Consider the following 23,768-nt stretch of genomic DNA (forward strand, 5'->3'; position numbering starts at 1 on the left):
AATCTTTACATGTAAAGTGAAAGTTACTTAAATTTGATTTAAATACGAATTAAAGTTGAGGAACATTAATGCTAAAGAATGAAATAATCATCGAACGTGCCATCGCATTGGCAGAAAAATGGCAAAATCGCGCTACCGAGTTGGTCAGCGATTTTGATAAAAAATTCCACATCAAAATGAACAAAATGCTCAGCCATCCTAAAGATAAAGTCTTTTTGATCGAGCTGATGGATCAGAGTTTTAGAAGTAAAAATCCCGCACGCGTTGCCAATCAGATCGAGTATCTTTTCGCCAAATACGAAATGGCATCATTTTTCACGACCTCCGAGCGCTTTTTGGTCTTTTTATTTCGCAATGCAGGCATTTACTTGCCGCAAATTTCCATCCCACTTTTTATCAGCAATATCCGAGAAGACACTAAAACTGTGGTGCTCAAAGGTGAAGACGATGTGCTCAATGCTCATTTGATCAAACGCAAACGTGAGGGCACACGCATCAATCTTAATCTCATTGGCGAAGTCGTTTTAGGCGAAGAAGAAGCGGAAGAGCGCATTGAAAAATACCTCAAAGTGCTTGAAAACCCCAATGTGGATTACATCTCCATCAAAATCTCAACGCTCTTTTCGCAGATCAATGCGCTTGCTTACGAAGAGACGGTGGAAGAGCTCGTGAAACGCTTAAGTCGCATCTACGCACAAGCGAAAAAATACAGCTTTACCAATGCCAAAGGTGAGCAAACGAACAAATTTATCAACCTTGATATGGAAGAGTACCGCGATCTTGGCTTGACGTTTAGCGCGTTTACCCAAACGCTTGATCTTCCAGAATTTCAAGATTTTCGTGCAGGCATCGTGCTTCAAGCGTATCTGCCTGATTCGCATTTGTGGCAACAAAAGCTTATCGCATGGGCAAAACAACGGGTTGAAAAGGGCGGTGTGCCGATTAAAATGCGCTTGGTGAAGGGTGCCAATATGGAGATGGAAGAGACCGAAGCAGGGCTTCGTCACTGGGAACTCGTCACACACACGCGTAAAATCGACACCGATAGCAACTATAAAGTGATGGGTGAATTTGCCTTGCGCCCTGAACATGCCCAGTATGTCAACCTCGGTATGGCATCGCACAATCTCTTTGAATTGGCGCATGGGTATGAGCTTTCACGTGAGTACGGCACCACCGAATTTTTCAGCATGGAGATGTTGGAAGGCATGAGCGAATCGGCACGCCTTGCGATCAAAGAGATCAGTGGCGAGGTGATTTTGTACGCTCCCACAGCAAAAAAAGAGCAGTTTACCAACGCGATTGCTTATCTGGTTAGACGTCTGGATGAAAATACGGGTGAGGAGAATTTTATCCGTTACTCGTTTGGTCTTACCGTGGGAAGCCCTGCATGGGAGAGTCAAAAACAGAAATTTATCGACGCGTTTGAGAACACACAAAACCTTTTCATTGGCGCAAAACGCAACCAAAACAGGCTGAGCGAGCAATGGGAAAACTACGAAGGCGGAAGCTTCTTTAGGGGCGAATACCATGGCGAAGCTGATACTGATTTTATCTTGCCACCGAATAAAGAGTGGGCAAAAACGATTCGCGCCAAATGGCAGAAAAAAGTGGGCGATGAGGTTGGCATCGCGCCCATTGTCGTTGGCGGCGAGGCGATTGTGGATCGAGACATAAAAACCGTCATCGACAAATCCCAACTTAAAGAGGGTGTGGTGTGCGGTAAATACGCACTTGCCACCAAAGAAGATTTACAAAAAGCGGTTGAAATTGCCACTAAAGACGTCGATGGTTGGAGAAACCTCAGTGCGAGCGAGCGCCAAAAGGTGCTTGGGCAAGTAGCGAATAAGATGCGCGCCAAACGAGGTGATCTGATCGGGGTTGCCGCGGCGGAAGTAGGAAAAGTCTTTTTTGAAACCGACGTGGAAGTCAGCGAAGCGATCGACTTTTTAGAGTTTTACGGCTACAGTGCACGCTATTTTGAGGAGTTTAAAAACCTTACATGTAAAGGCAAAGGTGTTGGCGTTGTGACACCTCCGTGGAACTTTCCGATCGCGATTCCCGTCGGAGGCATCAGTGCTGCGTTAGCGGCAGGAAATTGCGTGATCATCAAACCTGCCAGTGCGGCTGCGTTATGTGCATATGAGCTCTGCCAATGCTTTTGGGAAGCAGGGGTGAGTAAAAATATCCTTCAATTTGTGCCGTGCGCAGGAAGTTTGGCGGGGGAATACCTTGTTCAAAATGAGAAAGTTGATTTTGTCATCTTAACGGGCGGTGAAGAGACGGCGTATACCATGCTCAAAAGTCGTCCAAATCTCTTTTTAAGCGCTGAAACGGGTGGCAAAGATGCGACCATTGTGACCGCGATGAGCGACCGCGAACAGGCGATCAAAAACGTGGTTCACTCTGCCTTTTCCAACAGTGGTCAAAAATGCTCTGCAACCTCACTTTTGGTCTTGGAAGAGGAAGTTTACAACGATCCACACTTTAAAAAAGGACTTGTCGATGCGGCACAGAGTTTACATGTAGGCTCCGTGTGGGACTTTGCCAATCGCCTAGGAACCCTTGCCAATTCCGTCAGTGGCGCGCTGAAACAAGCCCTTGAGAGCCTTGAAGAGGGTGAGAGTTGGGCATTAGCGCCAATGTATGCCGATGAAAACGAGTACATGCTCAAACCTAGCATCAAATGGGGTGTCAAAGAGGGCAGTTTTTGCCATAAAACGGAGCTGTTTGGTCCTGTACTTTCGGTGATGTGCGCGAAAGATTTGAAGCATGCCATTGCGATCGTCAATGCGACAGGCTATGGGCTGACGTCGGGCATTGAGTCACTTGATGAGCGCGAAGTGGCGTATTGGAGGAAGCATCTCAAAGCGGGCAACCTCTACATCAATCGCGGAACAACAGGTGCGATCGTGCTGCGTCAACCATTTGGTGGCTTTGGAAAATCCGCCGTGGGTTCAGGCAGAAAAGCGGGCATTCACAACTACATTACGCAGTTTATGGAGATCGAAGATGTGGCTGAACCTCTCCTCAAGCATTCCCCTCCACACGCGTTTATTCATCTGATTCATGGTTGGAAAGATGGCTGCGATAAAGGATTGTACGCAGGATTTAAGGCTGATTTTGAGAAATTAAGTTTGGCGGTTGGCAGTTACGTTGAAAATGTCGAAGTGACGTTTAGCCAAGAGCAAGACTTTGCAAAGGTGCGAGGTGAAGACAATCTGTTTAAATATCTCCCGCTCAAACGCATCGCACTTCGCGTCAGCCAAGACGATGGACTTTTTGATGTCATGAGCCGCATTATGGCTTCCATCATCGCTCAAACCTCTTTACATGTAAGCATTGACTTTGGCGCTCAAAGCAGTGTCATCTCATTTTTATATGAAAATCAAGGCATGCTGTTTGGGAAAAATGACACGATAGAACGCGAAGATGAAGCTACATTTGTCAAATGCTTTGAGACCACCGATAAGATTTTCTACGCAAACGCTGCACGCATCTCGCCTTTTGTCTATGAAGCAGCCGCCAAAAAAGCGAAGTGCATTGTCAGAGCAAAACCACTGATGGAAGGGCGCGTGGAGTTGTTGCACTATTTTGCAGAACAGAGCATTTCACACAGTTATCATCGTTATGGGAATCTTGGAGCGAGGGGAATTAAAAAGTAAAACCAAGGCAGGGGCAAAAAAGCCCCTGTTGTGTGTCAAAATGCTTTATAGAGCTTAACCGCATAAAAACTAAAATGTGGCTTTTGAAACAATTAAATCTGTGTGTATTGCCTTTACATGTAAAGCCTTCGTTTACTTTGATTTAGTAAACCTAAGCCATTTAATATTGCCTTCAACTTTTGAAAGGTTCAATTCTTTTCTCAAATCATTGCGTAGGCTATTGATTAAAGGGTTAAGTTCAAATTGATTGCCTTCAGCAACAGTAATAGCTAAGTTTTTTGCAAATTCAACCTGTTTTTTTGATCCAAAAAGTTGTATGTCAGCAAGAATATTTTCAAGTTTTTCTTTTCGCTCATCGGTTAGTTCTCGGTTCGCGACATCATTTGTTAATATTCGATAGGCATTGATTAGATGGGTTGTTGATAGTTCTCTTTGTTTGTTTTTTAAATCACGTCTAGCTGTAAAAGAGTGTGCAATGAGCCATCCAATAACTGCAAGACAAATTGTTATGATAATTTTAAGATATTCAAGCTCCACTTAAATCCTTTTACATGTAAAGACAACAAGGATAAAGTAGTTTGCTCCTTTATCCTTTATCCTTTATCCTTTATCCTTTATCCTTTATCCTTTATTTTCAATTATTTAAGTTTCTCGATAATCGTTTGATTGAGCTCGATGGTTTCTTTGTTTTTAGCGATCTCTTCTTTATTTTTCTCAATACGGTGTTTGTTTTTCGTGATCTCTTCGCGGTTTAGATCGATGAGGCGTGTTAGTTCATCGACGCGTTGCTCGTATTTATTGATAAGGTAGTAAATCACATAAACCAGTACACCAATGACAATCCATTGTAAAATATCCATAGACGCTTCCTTTAGTCAAATTTGGTGCTATTGTACCCTTTTAATCCAAATCACGCAATAATCTCAAAAACGTATTCGCGCTTGAGTTTTTGCTCCAAAATCTCTTTGATACGCAGGTTTGTAAATGCAATGGCGCTCAGCTCTTTTTCGTCTTTGGGTTGATGAAGGGCGATTTCGCGTAACACTTGCCCACGGTACGCTTTGGCAAAATGGCTCACGACTTTTCCCTTTTTGAGAAACTTCATAGTAATGTAAGGACGTTTCAAGGTGTAAAACTTTTCGTAAAAGCCAGCACGCAGATCCAGCACGCATTCATCGCCTATCCACGCATCGATGGCATCGCTAAAATGCTCTTTGTAAAAAGCTTCCGTTTTAAACCCAGCCAAACTTTCGCCTTGTTGGAGTTTGTATTCAGGGATCAGATCGCCCGCCAAGAGAGGGCCAAAAAGGTTGGAGAAGATCATGACATTGGCTTCAATATAGGCGTGTGCATTTTCAGTGAGTGTTTCAAAACGAAGATGATCGTAGGCAATGCCGCTGTAGCGAAGAATGGCTTTACATGTAAGCGCGTCAAAAATAGTTTTACTCGCTTGCGTTAAGATTTTCTGCGTGTCTTTTATGCCAAAAAGCTGTTGCAATGTTGGAATGTCTTGGGTCTGCAAAAGGGCTTGGTAGTTTTCTAAAACCTGCAGGCGTTTTTCATATAAATAAGGAAAGATCAAACTCGATTTTTCAAGTTTTCCATGAGTCGCAAGTTCCCTTTTGGTCTCACTCGGGGAGAATAATATTTTCATGTTCAGCCTTTATTGCAAACGTAAGCGACCATTTTAGCCAAGATTCCACTAGAAACTGCAAAAAAGTATTGACTTTGGAAATGTTTTGAGATATAATTTCACCTCACAATCAAGGGTGCTGGTGTAGCTCAGTTGGTAGAGCAACTGCCTTGTAAGCAGTAGGTCGGCGGTTCGACTCCGTTCACCAGCTCCATTTTTGTTTGTGAAAGACAGTGTTTGACCAGCAATGAAATATGGTAAAAATACGGTGAGATACTCAAGTGGCCAACGAGGGCAGACTGTAAATCTGCTGACTATGTCTTCGAAGGTTCGAATCCTTCTCTCACCACCATTGCGGGAGTAGCTCAGTTGGCTAGAGCATTAGCCTTCCAAGCTGGGGGTCGCGGGTTCGAGTCCCGTCTCCCGCTCCAAGATTTTATAAGCAAACTGGGAGCTGTTGAATTTCTTCTGCTTTAGGGCACTACAGAACAAGTTCAGTAGTCTTACCTTCCTTCCTTATGAAATCAAATCGTTACTGGTATTTCGATACAATATGGTCCACCCTTTTGTAGTCGGCTCATATGGCTCAGGGGTAGAGCACTTCCTTGGTAAGGAAGAGGTCGAGGGTTCAAGTCCCTCTATGAGCTCCATCACTTAAAAAGTTTTTATAACTTTGACAAATTGAAATGTATTAAAAAAACAAAACTCATTACGGAGGAAAAAATGGCAAAAGAAAAGTTCTCTAGAACCAAGCCACACGTTAACATTGGAACCATCGGTCACGTTGATCATGGTAAAACTACGCTTACAGCTGCGATCTCAGCAGTTCTAGCGACAAAAGGTCTTTGTGAATTTAAAGATTACGATGGTATTGATAACGCTCCTGAAGAGAGAGAGCGCGGTATTACTATTGCAACTTCTCACATTGAATATGAAACAGAAAATCGTCACTATGCACACGTAGATTGTCCAGGCCATGCTGATTATGTTAAAAACATGATTACAGGTGCTGCTCAAATGGATGGCGCGATTCTTGTTGTTTCTGCAGCAGATGGTCCTATGCCACAAACTCGTGAGCACATTCTTCTTTCTCGCCAAGTAGGCGTTCCATACATCGTTGTTTTCATGAACAAAGCGGATATGGTTGATGACGAAGAACTTCTTGAGCTAGTTGAAATGGAAATCCGTGAACTTCTTTCTGTTTATGACTTCCCAGGTGATGACACTCCAATCATTGCAGGTTCTGCGCTTAAAGCACTTGAAGAAGCAAAAGTTGGTACTGTTGGTGCATGGGGTCAAAAAATTCTTGATCTTATGGCAGCAGTTGATGCTTATATTCCAAACCCAGTTCGTGAAACGGATAAAGACTTCTTGATGCCAATCGAAGATGTATTCTCAATCTCAGGTCGTGGTACCGTTGTTACTGGTAAAATCGACAGAGGCGCTGTTAAAATCGGTGAGACTATCGAAATCGTAGGTATCAAAGATACTAAAACAACAACCGTAACTGGTGTTGAAATGTTCCGTAAAGAGATGGAGCGTGGTGAGGCTGGTGATAACTGCGGTATCTTACTTCGTGGTATCAAAAAAGAAGACGTTGAGCGTGGTATGGTTCTTTGTAAACCAAAATCAATCACTCCACACACTGACTTTGAAGCTGAGATCTATGTTCTTTCAAAAGAAGAGGGTGGCCGTCATACTCCATTCTTTAACAACTATAGACCACAATTCTATGTTCGTACAACAGACGTAACAGGTTCTATCACATTACCAGAAGGTACTGAGATGGTTATGCCTGGTGATAACGTAAAAATCAAAGTAGCAATGATCGCTCCTATTGCTCTTGAAGAGGGTACTCGTTTTGCAATCCGTGAGGGTGGTAGAACTGTTGGTGCGGGTGTTGTTTCAACAATCATCAAGTAATTTTAACATGTAAAGGGTTTAACCCCTTTACATGTAATCAAGTCAAGGAAATATTATGACCGTTAAAATCGGACTAAAGTGTTCTGAATGTGGTGACATTAACTACACGACAACCAAAAACAGCAAAACAGTTACTGAAAAAGTTGAACTTAGCAAGTATTGTGCAAGACTGAAAAAACACACACTTCACAAAGAAGTAAAATTAAAAAGTTAAGTCTCTAAACAGACTTAACTTTATCATGTAGGGTAGTAGCTCCAACGGTAGAGCGTCGGTCTCCAAAACCGCAGGTTGTGGGTTCGAGTCCCTCCTACCCTGCCACTAGTCGAGGTAATACAATGGAAAAATTAAGAGCTTATTATCATCATTCTAAAGCTGAATTGTCAAAGGTTATATTCCCGATTAAAGAACAGATTCGAAATGCTTTCATCTCTGTCTTTGTCGTCGTAACCGTAATTTCACTCTTTTTGGCGCTGATTGATGCTATTATGTCTTTTTCTTTATCTTCTTTAATTTAAGGAGAAAGAATGGCACATAGATGGTATGCAATTCAAACCTATGCAGGTAGCGAGCAAGCAGTCAAAAAAGGTATTATTACGATTGTCAATGATCATGGTATCGCTGATAAGTTGGAGCAAATCGTTGTTCCAACCGAAGATGTCATTGAAGTTAAGAATGGTAAGAAAAAGATTAGTGAACGAAGTCTCTATCCTGGTTATGCGTTTGCAAAACTGGATTTAGACACAGCACTCTGGCATCTGATTCAATCTTTGCCAAAAGTCGGAAGATTCATCGGTGAAGCGAAAAAGCCTACACCGTTGAGTGAAAAAGATATTGCACTGATTTTAGAAAAAGCAGAGAAAAAAGGTGCGCCAAAACCAAAAATCTTCTTTGAAAATGGAGAGAGTGTTAGGATTACAGAAGGTCCTTTCGCTAACTTTACAGGTTCAGTTGAAGAGTATGATATGGTTCATGGCAAACTCACACTCAATGTTTCAATCTTTGGTCGAAGTACCCCAGTTGAGATTCTCTATTCTCAAGTTGAAAAAATAGTCTAAGCGTAAAGGAAAAGAAATGGCAAAAAAAGTCATTGGTGAAATTAAATTGCAGATTGAAGCTGCTAAAGCAAATCCATCACCTCCAGTAGGACCAGCTCTTGGTCAACGTGGTGTGAATATTATGGAGTTTTGTAAAGCGTTTAACGAAAGAACAAAAGAGATGGCAGGTTTTAGAATTCCTGTTGTTATTACTGTTTATGCCGATAAAAGTTTTACTTTCGTTACAAAACAACCACCTGCAACAGATCTTATCAAAAAAGCAGTGGGTCTTAAAAGTGGATCAAGCAACCCTTTAAAAAATAAAGTTGGTACACTTAGCAAAGCTCAAATTCTTGAGATTGTTGAGAAAAAAATTGCTGATCTTAATACAACAGATCGCGAACAAGCAGCGAAAATTATTTCAGGTTCTGCTAGAAGCATCGGTATTAACATCGTCGATTAAGTCTAACCCTTTACCGTCAGGGTTTTAAATATAAAGGCGGAAGCAAAATTATGCGGAGATAAAGAATGGCAAAGAAAGTAAATAAACGTTTTCAAGAACTTTTGAAAAAAGTTGATAAAGAGAAAAAATATTCTGTTGATGAAGCCCTTGGCAATATTAAAAACCTCGCATCTGCAAAATTTGATGAAACAATCGAAATAGCACTTAAACTTAACGTTGACCCACGTCATGCGGATCAAATGGTAAGAGGTTCTGTTGTTCTTCCTTCAGGTACGGGTAAAACAGTTCGTGTTGCGGTTATTGCAAAAGATGAGAAAGCTGATGAAGCAAGAGCTGCTGGCGCTGATATCGTTGGTAGTGATGATTTGATTGAAGAAATTCAAGCAGGTCGCATTAACTTTGATGTCTTAATTGCAACACCAAACATGATGGGTTTAGTGGGTAAAGTTGGTCGTATTCTTGGACCAAAAGGTATCATGCCAAATCCAAAAACAGGTACTGTAACAATGGACGTTGCTAAAGCTGTTGAGAACAACAAAGGTGGTCAAGTAAACTTCCGTGTTGACAAACAAGGAAATATCCACGCAGGTATTGGTAAAATTAGCTTCACATCTGAGCAAATCAGAGAGAACTTTGAAGCATTTATCAAAGCTATCAACAAACATAAACCTGCTGTTGCAAAAGGTAAATATATTAAAAGCGCTGCATTGTCACTTACAATGAGCCCATCAATGAACCTTGAAAATCAAGAATTAATCGACCTTAGATAACAATTTACGTGAACATAAACCACTTAAGTGGCGAATGTTCGCGTGCCTTAAAAATGCTCGTTGTAAAACGCAGTTTTATAACATCACATGTACGTACTTAATCTTATGATTGGAGAAAGTAGAGGCGAAAGCTTAATTTGAGGCAACTCATCTCAACTTGAAATCACCAGTTGGAAAGGAGAAAAATTGACAAGAAAAGAGAAAGCTGAATTTATTAGTTCTCTAACTGAAGCGTTTAAAACTTCCGACGGCTTAATTGTTTGTGACTATAAAGGTCTTAATGTTAAATCCATTGAAGTTTTAAGAAATAGTGCTAGAACTGAAAATGTTACAGTGCAAGTTATTAAAAATACCTTAGCAAACATCGCAATGAAAAATGCTGGTCTTGATGGTCTTGACCTTAAAGACACCAACATTTTTGTTTGGGGCGCTGACCAGTTAGCGGTAACAAAAATTGTCGCTACATTCGCCAAAACAAATCCAAATTTTATTATTAAATCTGGTTTTGCTGGTGGTATTGTTGTTGACGCTACTAAAGTTGAAGCACTTTCTAAAATGCCATCACGTAATGAGCTTATTGGAATGCTACTATCAACTTGGATGGCACCAATTACAAACTTTACCATTGGTCTTGATGCACTTCGTGCTAAAAAACAAGAGTCTGAATAGAGCGTGTTTGTAAGGTTTTTAGCCTTACATGTAAAGTGCAAGAGTGAAGAAATTATCAGACTTCTTGCGAAACAATAAAAAGTTTATGCTTCGAAAAGAGCAAGCTTTATATTAAATTATAATAATCAGGAGATTTGAAATGGCAATTTCAAAACAAGACGTATTAGAGTATATTTCAGGTCTTAGTGTTCTTGAACTAAGTGAACTAGTCAAAGATTTCGAAGAGAAATTTGGTGTATCTGCAGCTCCTGTTATGGTAGCTGGTGCAGGTGCTGCAGTTGCTGCAGAAGCTGTTGAAGAGAAAACTGAGTTTGACGTTATTCTTAAAGATGGTGGCGAGAAAAAAATCAACGCTATTAAAGTTGTTAGAGAAATCACAGGTCTTGGTCTTAAAGAGGCTAAAGATGCTGTTGAAGGCGCTCCTACAACCGTTAAAGAGGGTGTATCTAAGCAACTTGCTGAAGAGATTAAAAAGAAACTTGAAGACGCTGGCGCTGTCGCTGAAATCAAGTAATTTTATTACTTTAAGAGAAGCCTTGTGCTTCTCTTTTAAAACTTTTTCCCTGGAAATTAATTATTAGTCGTTACAACGTCTGTCAAATGATAGATGAACCCACTGCCCTTTTCAAACAACTACACGAGGTAGACTCATGTTAAATAGCCTAAAATCTGGAAATCGCTTACGAGTTGATTTTTCCAAAGTCCCAAAAAAAATTGATGTACCAAATCTACTCCAACTTCAACAAAAGAGTTATGAACAGTTTTTAAATGTTGAAAATCTCAAAGAAGAGAGCGGCGTAGAGAAGGTTTTTAAATCTATTTTCCCTATTCATGATCCCCAAAACCGACTTACGTTGGAGTATGTTGGATCAGAAGTTGGAAAACCTAGATATACGGTTCGCGAATGTATGGAACGCGGCCTTACTTATTCTGTCAGCTTGAAAATGAACATTCGTCTTATCTTATGGGATAAAGATGAAAAATCCGGTGAAAAAACGGGTGTAAAAGATATTAAAGAACAAGCCATTTTTATTCGTGAAATTCCTTTGATGACGGAGCGAACTTCGTTTATCATCAACGGTGTTGAAAGAGTGGTTGTGAATCAGCTTCACAGAAGCCCTGGTGTTATCTTCAAAGAAGAAGAGAGCCCAACGGTTGCAAACAAACTGATCTACAATGCTCAAATTATTCCTGATCGTGGTTCTTGGTTGTACTTTGAGTACGATGCAAAAGATACCCTCTTTGTTAGAATTAATAAACGCAGAAAAGTTCCTATTACGATTTTATTCCGTGCACTTGGTTACAGCAAACAAGATATCTTAAAACTTTTTTACCCTGTGCTTAACATTATGATTCGCGAGAATAAGTTCCTCATTGAATTTTCAGCTGATAATTTCTTAGGTCGTGTCGATTTTGATCTTAAAGATGAGCATGGTAACCTTCTTTTAGCCGCAGGCAAACGTTTAGCGCGTAAAAAAGCAGAAAAATTTATTGAAGATGGTATTAAGTTTATCGAGTATCCTGTTGAAATTTTGGTCAATCGTTTCCTCTCCTCTCCCATCATTGATAAAGAGAGCGGTGAAGTACTTTACGATACATTAACGCAACTTGATGAAGGAAAATTGGCGAAAATTATTGAGCAAAAATGCGAAGTAATTGAAATTGCGAATGATCTTGCAAGTGGTGTGGATGATGCGATCATTAACTCTTTTATTGCAGACACTGAAACCCTTAAATTGCTTCGTCAGACTGAGGGCATTGAAGATGAGAATGACTTAGCGGCCATTCGTATCTACAAAGTTATGAGACCAGGTGAGCCAGTAACGAAAGAAGCAGCCAAAACCTTTGTAAAAGATCTTTTCTTTAACTCTGAGCGTTACGACTTAACCAAAGTTGGTCGTATGAAAATGAATCATAAACTAGGCCTTAGTGTGCCTGAGTATGTGACGATTATGACGAGTGAAGATATTATTAGAACAGCGAAATACTTGATCAAAGTTAAAAATGGTCAAGGTCACATCGATGATCGTGATCACCTTGGTAATAGAAGAATTAGAGCGATTGGTGAGTTACTTGCGAATGAACTTCATGCAGGTCTCATTAAAATGCAAAAAGCCATTCGCGATAAATTTACAGCGCTTAGCGGAAGCGTTGAAGAGTTAATGCCACATGATTTGATTAACTCTAAAATGATTACCTCTGCGATTTCAGAGTTCTTCTCCAGCGGACAGTTATCACAATTTATGGATCAAACCAATCCACTCAGTGAAATTACGCATAAAAGAAGACTTTCTGCTCTTGGTGAGGGTGGTTTGGTTAAAGAGCGCGCTGGCTTTGAAGTCCGTGACGTTCACCCAACACACTACGGAAGAATTTGTCCGGTTGAGACCCCCGAGGGTCAAAACATTGGTTTGATCAATACACTTTCTATGTATGCTAAAGTCAATGATCTAGGATTCGTGGAAGCACCGTATCGTAAAGTTGAGAATGCAACCATTACTGAAGAGATTATTTATATCACAGCAACGCAAGAAGAGGGTTTAGTCATTGCCCCTGCGAGTACTAAAATCAATGAAAACAACGAAATTGTTGAAGATTTGATTGAGGTTAGGGTTGATGGTGAGACCGTATTGATTGAAAAAGAGAAAGTCGATTTAATTGACCTCTCTTCTATGATGATCGCCGGTGTGGCAGCCTCGTTAATTCCATTCTTGGAACATGATGATGCTAACCGTGCGCTTATGGGTTCAAACATGCAACGTCAAGCCGTGCCGTTAGTCCAATCAGAAGCTCCAATTGTTGGAACAGGTGTTGAAAAAATTGCGGCTCGTGATTCATGGGAGGCAATTAAAGCAAAACGCGCTGGTATGGTTGAAAAAGTTGATAATAAAAATGTTTACATTCTAGGTGAAGATGAAGGTGGTGCATTTATTGACCATTATGCGCTTCAAAAAAATCTTAGAACCAACCAAAACACAACGTTCACCCAAAAAGTAATTGTGAGAAAAGGGGATATGGTCGAAGCGGGTGGTGTGATTGCTGATGGTCCAAGTATGGATCAAGGTGAGCTTGCTATCGGTAAAAATTCGATGGTTGCCTTTATGCCATGGAACGGTTATAACTACGAAGATGCGATTGTTATGTCAGAGCGTATGATTCGTGAAGATGCCTTTACAAGTGTTCACATCTATGAAAAAGAGATTGAAGCACGCGAACTTAAAGACGGTGTGGAAGAGATTACCAAAGATATTCCAAACGTTAAAGAAGAAGAGCTTGCGCACCTTGATGATAGCGGTATTGTCAAAGTAGGTACCTACATCATGCCAGGTATGATTCTTGTCGGTAAGGTTTCACCAAAAGGTGAAGTAAAACCAACCCCTGAAGAGAGACTTTTACGTGCGATCTTTGGTGAAAAAGCAGGACATGTTGTCAATAAATCCCTTTATGCAACGCCTTCCTTAGAAGGTATCGTTGTGGATGTTAAAATCTTTACGAAAAAAGGTTATGACAAAGATCCACGTGCCGTTCAAGCGTATGAGCAAGAAAAAGAGATATTAGACCGTGAACATCATGATAAACTCTTGATGTTAGATCGTGAAGAGATGTTACGCATCAACGCGTTACTTCTTCGAAATCCGTTGAATGAAGATCAAGAGATCAGTAAAAACAGCTATAAAAAAGGTGGTTTTATTAAAGCGGAAGATCTTCATAATGTGAACCGTTTTTCAATTAACTCGATTGTAAAAGCGTTCTCAAATGAGATTCAAGATGAGTATAAAGACCTTAAAGTCTACTTCCAAAATGAGAAGAAAAAACTCAAAGAAGAGCACGACGAGAAGCTTAATATCATTGAAAAAGATGACATTTTGCCAAGTGGCGTTGTGAAACTTGTTAAAGTTTATGTCGCAACCAAACGTAAACTCAAAGTGGGCGATAAAATGGCAGGACGTCACGGAAACAAAGGTATTGTTTCTAATATCGTTCGTGAAGTGGATATGCCTTATCTTAAAAATGGTGAAATTGTAGATATCGTTCTCAATCCACTGGGCGTTCCAAGTCGTATGAACATCGGACAAATTCTTGAGGTTCACTTAGGACTTGTTGGTAAACGTCTGGGCAATCAAATCGAAGAGATTTTTAAAGAGAAGCAAGGTGATTGGATTAAGTCACTTCGTGAAAAAATGATTAACATCGCGGATGTTGCAAAACTGATGGATGCACGTAATTTCATGGATACTTTAAATGATGAGCAACTTTTAGGTTATGCACGTGATTGGAGTAAGGGTGTGCGTTTTGCAAGCCCAATCTTTGAAGGTGTCAATACAGAAGAATTTGCAAAACTCTTTGAGATGGCGAAAATTGATACGGATGGAAAGACAGATTTATACGATGGTATGACCGGTCAAAAAATGCATGAAAAAGTCAACGTGGGTTACATGTACATGTTAAAACTCCACCACTTGGTTGACGAAAAAGTGCATGCAAGAAGTACAGGACCATACTCACTGGTCACACAACAGCCCGTCGGTGGTAAAGCACTCTTTGGTGGACAACGATTCGGTGAGATGGAGGTTTGGGCGCTTGAGGCATACGGTGCTGCTCATACCCTAAGAGAAATGTTAACAGTCAAATCAGACGACGTTGAAGGACGTATTTTAGCTTATAAAGCACTCACACGAGGTGAAAATGTCCCTCAAACAGGAATTCCTGAAACATTCTATGTTTTAACGAATGAGTTGAAGTCTTTGGCTTTAGATGTTGAGATTTATGACGAGGTGGAAGAAGATGAAACGACTAGAACCAATTGAGATTCACGAAGAGAGCCGTCCTAGGGACTTTAAAGCATTTCAACTAAGACTTGCAAGCCCAGAGAAGATCCGCTCATGGAGTTATGGTGAGGTCAAAAAGCCAGAAACCATTAACTATCGTACGCTCAAACCAGAGCGTGATGGCCTTTTTTGTGCGAAAATCTTTGGACCCGTTAGAGATTATGAATGTCTATGCGGAAAATATAAAAAGATGCGTTACAAAGGCATTAAATGTGAGAAGTGTGGCGTTGAAGTCACGAGTACCAAAGTAAGACGTTCCCGTATGGGTCACATCGAGTTAGTAACTCCTGTGGCGCATATTTGGTATGTTAACTCACTTCCAAGCCGTGTGGGAACACTGCTTGGCGTTAAGATGAAAGATCTTGAGCGCGTACTTTACTATGAAGCCTACATTGTTGAACAAGCAGGCGAAGCATTTTACGATGCTGAAAATAAAAACAAAGTCGCTTTGTACGATGTTTTAAATGAAGAACAATACCAAGCACTCCAACAAAAATTTGAAGACACCGGTTTCGTGGCTAAAATGGGTGGAGAGGTTATTCGTAATCTATTAGCAAGTTTAGATCTTGTAGAGGTTCTTGGACAGCTTAAAGAAGACATTAACCTAACCAGTTCAGAAGCGAAGAAAAAAACGATTATTAAACGTCTGAAAGTGGTTGAAGCATTCCTTCACAGTGGCAATCGCCCTGAGTGGATGATGATTACAATGCTCCCCGTACTTCCCCCAGATCTTAGACCACTTGTGGCACTTGATGGCGGAAAGTTTGCGGTCAGTGACGTGAATGATCTTTATCGTCGTGTTATCAACAGAAATGCTCGTTTGAAACGTTTGATGGAACTTGATGCGCCTGAGATTATTATTCGCAACGAAAAAAGAATGCTTCAAGAAGCCGTTGATGCGTTGTTTGATAATGGTCGTCGTGCCAATGCGGTCAAAGGTGCTAACAAGCGTCCTTTAAAATCGCTCTCAGAGATTATCAAAGGTAAACAAGGCCGTTTCCGTCAAAACCTTCTCGGTAAAAGGGTTGACTTCTCGGGTCGTTCGGTTATCGTTGTTGGACCAAATTTGAGAATGGATCAATGTGGTCTTCCAAAACAGATGGCTCTTGAATTATTTAAACCCCATTTGTTAGCGCGTCTTGAAGAAAAAGGGTATGCTACAACGGTTAAACAAGCAAAGAAAATGATCGATAGCAAAACCAATGAAGTATGGGAATGTCTCGCTGAAGTGGTTAAAGGTCATCCGGTTATGTTAAACCGTGCGCCGACACTTCACAAACTCTCTATTCAGGCGTTTCACCCTGTTTTGATTGATGGAAAAGCGATTCGTTTGCATCCTCTTGTTTGTTCTGCATTCAACGCGGACTTCGACGGCGATCAAATGGCGGTTCACGTTCCATTGTCTCAAGAGGCCATAGCAGAGTGTAAAATTTTGATGCTAAGCTCGATGAATATCTTACTTCCAGCTTCGGGTAAAGCGGTCACCGTTCCAACCCAAGATATGGTTTTGGGTCTTTATTACTTAACACTCGAAAAACCACATGCAAAAGGAAGTAATAAAATTTTTGCCAATGTGGATGAAGTTCATATTGCAATTGATGCAGGATTTTTAGATATTCATGCAAAAATTAAAACACGTATTAACGATAGAATACTCTTTACCACAGCGGGTCGTTTGATTTTAAAATCAATCTTACCTTCTTTTGTTCCTGAAGAGCTATGGAACAGAGTGTTGAAGAAGAAAAATATTGGTGGTTTGGTTGATCATATCTTTAAAGAGGGTGGTATTGGTATCACTGCAGGATTCTTGGATAACCTTAAAACACTTGGTTTTAAATATGCGACACAATCAGGAATTTCAGTCTCTATTGATGATATTCGTGTGCCTGATACCAAAGTGAAAAAGATTAAAGAAGCGAAGAAAAAAGTACGTGAGATCCAAAAACAGTTCAGTTCAGGTTTATTGACCGAGCAAGAGCGTTATAACAAAATTATTGATATTTGGACCGATACGAACAATGACGTAGCTTCGGAGATGATGAAGCTTACAGAGAGTCATAAAGGCGGCTTTAACTCCATTTACATGATGGCAGACTCTGGTGCGCGTGGTTCTGCTGCGCAAATCCGTCAGTTAGCTGGTATGAGGGGTCTTATGGCAAAACCTGATGGAAGTATTATTGAAACACCAATTATTTCAAACTTCCGTGAAGGTCTAAATGTTCTTGAGTACTTTATTTCAACGCACGGTGCGCGTAAAGGTCTTGCGGATACCGCTCTTAAAACAGCGAACGCGGGTTACTTGACACGTAAACTGATCGACGTTGCACAAAACGTTAAAGTAACGATGGATGATTGTGGTACACACGAAGGTGTTGAAATCACAGAAATCAGTGAGAGCGGTGAGCTTGTTGAATCACTTTATGAGAGAGCAACAGGTCGTGTTTTAGCTGAAGATGTTATCGATACGATTACCAATGAAGTCCTTTTCACAGAGGGAACATTGATTGATGAGAAGAGCGCACAAGCCCTTAAAGAGGCGAGCATTAAGTCGGTGGTTATTCGTACACCGATTACATGTAAAGCTAAAAAAGGTGTCTGTGCAAAATGTTATGGTACCAACTTGGCTGAGGGAACTTTGGTTCGCCCGGGCGAAGCGGTTGGTATTATTTCAGCACAATCCATTGGTGAGCCAGGTACACAGTTAACCCTTCGTACATTCCACATCGGTGGTACGGCATCAACCGAATCTCAAGATCGTCAAGTTATTGCTCAAAAAGAGGGTTTTATTCGTTATTACAATGTAAAAACGTATGCAACCAAAGAGGGTAAAAACATCGTTGCGAATCGTAGAAATGCAGCCATCTTACTTGTTGAGCCAAAGATCAAAGCACCGTTTAAAGGTACGATTGAGATCGATACAGCGCACGAAGAGACAGCGATTACGATGAGTGGAACAGCGGGTGAGACTATTCGCTATACGCTTCGTAAAAGTGACTTTGCTAAGCCAAATGAGCTTGCGGGTGTTAGTGGTAAAATTGAAGGTAAATTCTACATCCCTTACGTTAGTGGTGATGTGGTTGAGCTGAATGAAAGTATCGTAGAGGTGATTAAAGAGGGTTGGAACGTTCCAAGCCGTATTCCTTATGCGAGTGAACTTAAAGTCAAAAATGGTGAGCCAATTATCCAAAAAATTCATGCGGATGCGAAAGGTCTTGTCAAATACTATAAACTTCGTGGGGATTATTTAGAGCGTATCCACGATATTGAAAAAGGTCATATTGTTAAAGAAAAAGGTATCTTTGCAGTTGTTGCGGATGATGATGACAGGGAAGCGATTCGTCATTATATTCCACGTGATTCCATTATTGATGTCAATGACAACAGTATAGTTGAAGGTAAAACACTGCTTGCGTATCCGTCCACCAGTGAGCAAATTACGATTGCTGAGTGGGATCCGTATTCAACTCCAATTATTGCGGAAGATGCGGGTACGATTACGTTTGAAGACATTGAACCTGGTATTAGTGCGACAGAGCAATTCGATGATATGACCGGTCAAAGTAGACTTGTGATCAACGAGTACCTTCCAAGTGGCATGAAACCTACGATCATCATTGCCAATAAAAACGGTGAGATTGTGAAGTACCAATTAGAGCCAAAAACAGCGATTTTCGTTCAAAACGGTGTGACCGTTGGCTTGGCTGATTTAATCGGTAGGACACCAAAAGCGATTGCAAAATCGAAAGATATTACCGGTGGTCTTCCACGTATTAGTGAACTTTTTGAAGCGCGTCGTCCTAAAAATGCAACTGTAATTGCGGAAATTGATGGAACGATTCGTTTTGGAAAGCCATTACGTTCTAAAGAGCGTATTATCATTGAAGCCGTTGATGGTACAAGCGTTGAGTACTTAGTCGATAAAAATACACAAATCCACGTTCAAGCGGGCGAGTTTGTGCATGCGGGTGAGCGACTCACCGATGGTGTGATTTCAAGTCATGATATTTTACGTATTATGGGTGAAAAAGCATTGCATTATTATTTGATCAGTGAAATTCAACAAGTCTACCGTGGACAAGGTGTTACGATTAACGATAAACACATTGAGGTTATCGTTTCTCAAATGCTTCGTCAAGTCAGAATTGTTGACAGTGGCGATACGAAGTTCATTATGGGTGATTTGATTAGCCGTAGACGATTCCGTGAAGAGAATGAAGCGGTCATGAAAATAGGTGGAGAGCCAGCGATTGCTGAGCCAACACTTTTAGGTGTAACACGCGCCGCAATTGGTAGTGATAGTGTTATCTCGGCAGCATCCTTCCAAGAGACAACTAAAGTTCTTACTGAAGCGAGTATCGCAGGTAAGATGGATATGCTTGAAGATCTTAAAGAAAATGTTATTTTAGGACGTATGATTCCAGTTGGAACGGGTCTGTATCAAAACAAAAGCTTTAATCTAGAGTTGAACCCAAGTAGAGGTTAAGTTAAGGTTCCCTTAACTTAACCTTTTTTTAAGCTATTTTTAAATAAAATTAGCACCTATTTTTTACAAAATAAAGGAAATAATGTGCCAACCATTAACCAACTCGTCAGAAATGAGAGAAAAAAGGTGATTAAGAAATCAAAATCACCTGCACTTGATAAGTGCCCTCAAAGAAGAGGCGTTTGTACAAGAGTTTATACGACAACTCCTAAGAAACCAAACTCTGCTTTGAGAAAAGTTGCCAAAGTCAAATTGACCAGCGGTTTTGAAGTCATTAGCTACATCGGTGGCGAGGGACACAACCTACAAGAACACTCCATTGTATTGGTACGTGGCGGTAGGGTAAAAGATTTACCAGGTGTTAAGTACCATATCGTACGTGGTGCGCTTGATACTTCAGGTGTTGCAAAAAGAACGGTGTCTAGAAGTAAATACGGTACCAAAAGACCAAAAGCTAAATAAATTTAACCACAGGTGATGTCCATTGTTTTGACATCATTTGAGTAAAATTTTCTAAAATTTGAAGGAAAAATAATGAGAAGAAGAAAAGCTCCCGTAAGAGAAGTACTACCGGATCCAATTTATAATAATAAAGTGATTACAAAGTTCATCAATGCGTTGATGTATGATGGTAAAAAAAGTGTTGCAACCAAAGTATTTTATGGTGCATTAGAATTAGCTGAAAAAAGAAGTGGAACTTTAAAAGGTATTGAGATTTTTAATACAGCTATGGATAATGTTAAGCCTGTCATGGAAGTAAAAAGTAGACGTGTAGGTGGTGCAACATACCAAGTTCCAGTAGAAGTTAGACCTGCAAGACAACAAGCATTGGCTCTTAGATGGTTGGTTTCTTATTCACGTAAAAGAAGTGAAAGAACCATGGTTGAGAGGTTGGCAAATGAACTTTTAGATGCGGCTAATAGCAGAGGCGCAACATTTAAGAAAAAAGAAGATACTTATAAAATGGCAGAAGCAAACAAAGCGTTTGCTCACTATCGCTGGTAGAATGATGATGAGAGCGAAACACTGTTTACGCTCTCTCTCATTTCTCAATTTTTACCCCTACTACATTTAAGGAAACGACAATGGCAAGAAATACCCCTATAAGCATGGTACGTAATATCGGTATTGCTGCGCACATCGATGCCGGTAAAACCACAACAACAGAAAGAATCCTTTTTTATACTGGGATGTCTCACAAAATTGGTGAAACACATGAAGGCTCAGCAACAACAGATTGGATGGAGCAAGAGAAAGAAAGAGGGATTACTATTACTTCTGCTGCGGTAACATGTACATGGAAAGATCATCAAATTAACATTATCGACACCCCCGGCCACGTTGACTTCACCATTGAAGTTGAGCGTTCTATGCGTGTTCTTGATGGCGCTGTAGCTGTATTTTGTGCAGTTGGTGGCGTTCAACCACAATCTGAAACGGTTTGGAGACAAGCGAATCGCTACAAAGTTCCAAGAATGGTATTTGTTAATAAAATGGACCGCGTTGGTGCAGATTTCTATAACGTTGAAGCACAAATTAAAAATCGTTTAAAAGCAAACCCAGTACCTATTCAAATTCCTATTGGTGCAGAAGAAAACTTTAAAGGTGTGATTGATCTCGTAGAGATGAAAGCACTTGTTTGGGATGATGACGCGGCTATGGGTTCAAACTACCAAGTCGTTGAAATTCCAGCAGACCTAATGGATAAAGCAACTGAATATCGAGAGAGAATGGTTGAAGCTGTTTCTGAGACCAGTGATGAGTTGATGGAAAAATACCTTGGTGGCGAAGTGCTTACCAATGTTGAAATTAAAGCAGGTATTAAAGCGGGATGTCTAGCAATGACATTTATCCCTATGATTTGTGGAACAGCCTTTAAAAACAAAGGTGTTCAACCCCTTCTTGACGCGGTTATTGATTATATGCCTTCACCTACGGAAGTACACGCAATTAAAGGCGAGTATGAAGATGGACATGAGTGTGTTGTTGATTCAACCGATGAGGGTGAATTTGCTGCACTTGCATTTAAAATTATGACCGATCCATTTGTGGGTCAATTAACCTTCGTTCGTGTTTACCGTGGTTCATTGGAAAGCGGAAGTTATGCGTACAATACCACCAAAGATAAAAAAGAGAGAATTGGTCGTTTGCTAAAAATGCATGCGAACAAAAGAGAAGAGATCAAAGTCCTTCACTCAGGTGAAATCGGTGCGGTTGTAGGTCTTAAAGACACACTAACGGGTGATACACTTGCAAGTGAAAAAGATCCTGTCATTTTAGAGCGAATGGTGTTTCCAGACCCCGTTATCTCTGTTGCCGTTGAGCCTAAAACCAAAGCGGATCAAGAGAAAATGGGTATCGCCCTTCAAAAATTGGCTCAAGAAGATCCAAGCTTTAGAGTTGAGACTGATGAAGAGAGTGGTCAAACGATCATCTCTGGTATGGGTGAGCTTCACTTAGAGATTCTTGTTGATCGTATGTTACGTGAGTTTAAAGTAAGTGCTGAAGTCGGTCAACCACAAGTTGCTTACCGTGAGACAATCCGTGCATCTGTTAACCAAGAATACAAATACGCAAAACAATCTGGTGGTCGCGGTCAATACGGTCACGTTTACCTCAAAATCGAACCTCAAGATGCGGGTAAGGGTTATGAATTTGTTAACGATATCAAAGGTGGAGCGATTCCAAAAGAGTTTATTCCTGCGGTTGATAAAGGTATCAAAGAAGCTCTTGGTGCGGGTGTACTTGCTGGTTATAAAGTGGAAGACATTAAAGTTACCCTTTATGATGGAAGTTACCATGATGTTGACTCCTCTGAGATGGCATTTAAACTCGCTGCTTCTATGGGCTTTAAAGAGGGTTGTCGTAAGGCAAAACCGGTTATTCTTGAGCCAATCATGAAAGTGGAAGTTGAGACACCTGAGGACTTTATGGGTGATGTTATCGGCGATCTTAACCGACGTCGTGGACAAATCAACTCAATGGATGATCGAAGTGGTAACAAAATTGTTAACGCATTCTGCCCATTGGCTGAAATGTTCGGTTACTCTACGGATCTTAGAAGTCAAACTCAAGGTCGTGCTTCTTACTCTATGGAATTCGATCATTATGATGAAGTACCTAGAAACGTTGCCGAAGAGATTATCAAAAAACGTAACGGTTAATGAGTTTACATGTAAAGAGTCTTCGGACTCTTTACACCCCTTTTTCTACCAAAATCTCCCAAACACACTCTTTTCTCAATCCATTAAAAATGATGTTTTTATTCAGAACGATCAATGAATAAATCGCTATAATCGTGTGTTTTGGATTTGAACACTTTTATAAAGGTTACAATGTGATAGATATAAAACATCTCAGCAAATCTTTTAATGATCAAAAAGTTTTAGATGACATCAGTTTACATGTAAACGCAGGAGAAATATTTGCCATCGTTGGGCACAGTGGTGCTGGCAAATCAACACTGCTTCGTTGCATCAACGGGCTTGAACGCTTTAGCGATGGCGATCTTATGGTGTTAGACAAAGAGGTTAAAACCCTCAATGAGCGCGGTCTTAATGAACTAAGAAGTCAAATTGGTATGATTTTTCAAAATTTTTCGTTACTCAATCAAAAAAATGTCTATGAAAACATTGCACTTCCTATGAAAGTGTGGGGTTACAGCAAAGAAGCCATTCAAAAAAGAGTCGATGAACTCCTCAATCTTGTGGGACTGGAGAGTAAAAAATTTGTCTATCCCAAAGAGCTCAGCGGTGGTCAAAAACAGCGTGTTGCGATTGCCAGAGCACTTACACTCAATCCCAAAATCCTTCTCAGCGATGAAGCCACATCTGCACTTGATCCCAATACCACCAAATCCATTTTAGAGCTTCTACAAGAGATCAACATTAAACTGGGCGTTACGATCATCATTGTTACGCATGAAATGGACGTTGTCAAAAGAGTCGCATCGCGTGCGTTGCTTTTGGAAGATGGAAAAGTGATTGGACTGGGTCGGATTGAAGATCTTTTTTTAAGACCCGATGAAAAGATGATGCGATTTCTTGGTGAAGATGAAGAACTCCCTGCTGAGGGTGTCAACATAAGGCTTTTCTTTCCCAGCAATGTCTCGTATCAGCCCATCGTAACCCAGATGGCACGCGAGCTTAATATCAATTTTAATATCGTCTGGGGAAAGCTTGAAAAGCTCAATGATCATGTGGTCGGTTCACTTGTTATCAATGTAGACGAGGAAGCCTCATTAAAAATAACAGACTATTTGCACGAAAAAACAGAAGTCATTTGGGAGGCACTCTAAG

At 40.6% G+C, this 23,768-nt stretch carries 18 protein-coding genes and 5 tRNA genes; 20 read left to right on the plus strand and 3 right to left on the minus strand.

What is annotated here, in order from left to right; all coding sequences use genetic code 11:
- Positions 1–68: 68 nt before the first annotated feature.
- Entirely contained in the window at positions 69–3,665 is a 3,597-nt protein-coding gene (locus tag SMUL_RS02350; protein WP_038532913.1) for a bifunctional proline dehydrogenase/L-glutamate gamma-semialdehyde dehydrogenase, read from the plus strand.
- Between the two features lie 132 nt (positions 3,666–3,797).
- On the opposite strand, the gene SMUL_RS16470 is transcribed toward SMUL_RS02350, so the two are convergent.
- The 3 genes from SMUL_RS16470 to SMUL_RS02365 all read right to left on the minus strand — a co-directional run bounded on the left by SMUL_RS16470 (position 3,798) and on the right by SMUL_RS02365 (position 5,319).
- Positions 3,798–4,202, minus strand: a complete 405-nt coding sequence (locus SMUL_RS16470) for a hypothetical protein (RefSeq protein WP_025343662.1) — start codon at positions 4,200–4,202, stop codon at positions 3,798–3,800.
- Positions 4,203–4,303: 101 nt separating this feature from the next.
- The gene (locus tag SMUL_RS02360) at positions 4,304–4,525 is read right to left on the minus strand and encodes a hypothetical protein (protein ID WP_025343663.1); all 222 of its coding nucleotides are present in this window, start codon (positions 4,523–4,525) and stop codon (positions 4,304–4,306) included.
- Positions 4,526–4,575: 50 nt separating this feature from the next.
- Positions 4,576–5,319: a YaaA family protein gene (locus SMUL_RS02365; protein WP_025343664.1), complete on the minus strand. Its 744-nt coding sequence runs from the start codon at positions 5,317–5,319 to the stop codon at positions 4,576–4,578.
- Positions 5,320–5,436: 117 nt separating this feature from the next.
- Here SMUL_RS02365 and SMUL_RS02370 point away from each other — a divergent pair.
- From SMUL_RS02370 to SMUL_RS02455, 19 genes are all read left to right on the plus strand, one after another.
- Positions 5,437–5,512, plus strand: a tRNA-Thr gene (locus SMUL_RS02370).
- A gap of 53 nt (positions 5,513–5,565) precedes the next feature.
- Positions 5,566–5,650 (plus strand) — tRNA-Tyr (locus SMUL_RS02375).
- A 2-nt stretch (positions 5,651–5,652) separates the two neighbouring features.
- Positions 5,653–5,729 (plus strand) — tRNA-Gly (locus SMUL_RS02380).
- A gap of 144 nt (positions 5,730–5,873) precedes the next feature.
- Positions 5,874–5,948: transfer RNA gene (locus SMUL_RS02385), tRNA-Thr, on the plus strand.
- A gap of 73 nt (positions 5,949–6,021) precedes the next feature.
- Positions 6,022–7,221, plus strand: coding sequence for an elongation factor Tu (gene tuf / locus SMUL_RS02390; RefSeq protein ID WP_025343665.1), 1,200 nt, complete (start codon positions 6,022–6,024; stop codon positions 7,219–7,221).
- 55 nt (positions 7,222–7,276) lie between these two features.
- Positions 7,277–7,435 (plus strand): 50S ribosomal protein L33, encoded by a 159-nt coding sequence (rpmG, locus tag SMUL_RS02395; protein WP_025343666.1) that lies wholly within the window; start codon positions 7,277–7,279, stop codon positions 7,433–7,435.
- Between the two features lie 29 nt (positions 7,436–7,464).
- Positions 7,465–7,540: transfer RNA gene (locus SMUL_RS02400), tRNA-Trp, on the plus strand.
- Positions 7,541–7,557: 17 nt separating this feature from the next.
- Positions 7,558–7,737 (plus strand): preprotein translocase subunit SecE, encoded by a 180-nt coding sequence (secE, locus tag SMUL_RS16925; protein WP_041956442.1) that lies wholly within the window; start codon positions 7,558–7,560, stop codon positions 7,735–7,737.
- Positions 7,738–7,746: 9 nt separating this feature from the next.
- On the plus strand, positions 7,747–8,277 hold the full coding sequence (gene nusG / locus SMUL_RS02405) for a transcription termination/antitermination protein NusG (RefSeq protein ID WP_025343667.1): 531 nt from the start codon (positions 7,747–7,749) through the stop codon (positions 8,275–8,277).
- Positions 8,278–8,293: 16 nt separating this feature from the next.
- Complete coding sequence (rplK, locus tag SMUL_RS02410) at positions 8,294–8,719, plus strand: 50S ribosomal protein L11 (protein WP_025343668.1); 426 nt, start codon at positions 8,294–8,296, stop codon at positions 8,717–8,719.
- A 65-nt stretch (positions 8,720–8,784) separates the two neighbouring features.
- A complete protein-coding gene (gene rplA / locus SMUL_RS02415; protein ID WP_025343669.1) occupies positions 8,785–9,489 on the plus strand; it encodes a 50S ribosomal protein L1 in 705 nt (234 codons plus the stop codon).
- A 186-nt stretch (positions 9,490–9,675) separates the two neighbouring features.
- Positions 9,676–10,158 (plus strand): 50S ribosomal protein L10, encoded by a 483-nt coding sequence (rplJ, locus tag SMUL_RS02420; protein ID WP_025343670.1) that lies wholly within the window; start codon positions 9,676–9,678, stop codon positions 10,156–10,158.
- Between the two features lie 139 nt (positions 10,159–10,297).
- The gene (gene rplL / locus SMUL_RS02425; RefSeq protein WP_025343671.1) at positions 10,298–10,672 is read left to right on the plus strand and encodes a 50S ribosomal protein L7/L12; all 375 of its coding nucleotides are present in this window, start codon (positions 10,298–10,300) and stop codon (positions 10,670–10,672) included.
- Between the two features lie 136 nt (positions 10,673–10,808).
- Complete coding sequence (rpoB, locus tag SMUL_RS02430; RefSeq protein ID WP_025343672.1) at positions 10,809–14,966, plus strand: DNA-directed RNA polymerase subunit beta; 4,158 nt, start codon at positions 10,809–10,811, stop codon at positions 14,964–14,966.
- Positions 14,944–19,470, plus strand: a complete 4,527-nt coding sequence (rpoC, locus tag SMUL_RS02435; protein ID WP_025343673.1) for a DNA-directed RNA polymerase subunit beta' — start codon at positions 14,944–14,946, stop codon at positions 19,468–19,470. Before rpoB ends, rpoC begins: the two co-directional genes overlap by 23 nt.
- Positions 19,471–19,554: 84 nt before the next feature.
- Positions 19,555–19,932 carry a 30S ribosomal protein S12 gene (rpsL, locus tag SMUL_RS02440; protein WP_012856158.1) on the plus strand — a complete coding sequence of 126 codons (378 nt, stop codon included), beginning with the start codon at positions 19,555–19,557 and terminating at the stop codon, positions 19,930–19,932.
- 72 nt (positions 19,933–20,004) lie between these two features.
- On the plus strand, positions 20,005–20,475 hold the full coding sequence (rpsG, locus tag SMUL_RS02445; RefSeq protein WP_038532920.1) for a 30S ribosomal protein S7: 471 nt from the start codon (positions 20,005–20,007) through the stop codon (positions 20,473–20,475).
- Between the two features lie 80 nt (positions 20,476–20,555).
- On the plus strand, positions 20,556–22,634 hold the full coding sequence (gene fusA / locus SMUL_RS02450) for an elongation factor G (RefSeq protein WP_025343675.1): 2,079 nt from the start codon (positions 20,556–20,558) through the stop codon (positions 22,632–22,634).
- 173 nt (positions 22,635–22,807) lie between these two features.
- On the plus strand, positions 22,808–23,767 hold the full coding sequence (locus SMUL_RS02455) for a methionine ABC transporter ATP-binding protein (protein WP_025343676.1): 960 nt from the start codon (positions 22,808–22,810) through the stop codon (positions 23,765–23,767).
- Position 23,768 lies beyond the last annotated feature (1 nt).

The sequence above is a fragment of the Sulfurospirillum multivorans DSM 12446 genome, assembly GCF_000568815.1.
GTDB lineage: Bacteria > Campylobacterota > Campylobacteria > Campylobacterales > Sulfurospirillaceae > Sulfurospirillum > Sulfurospirillum multivorans.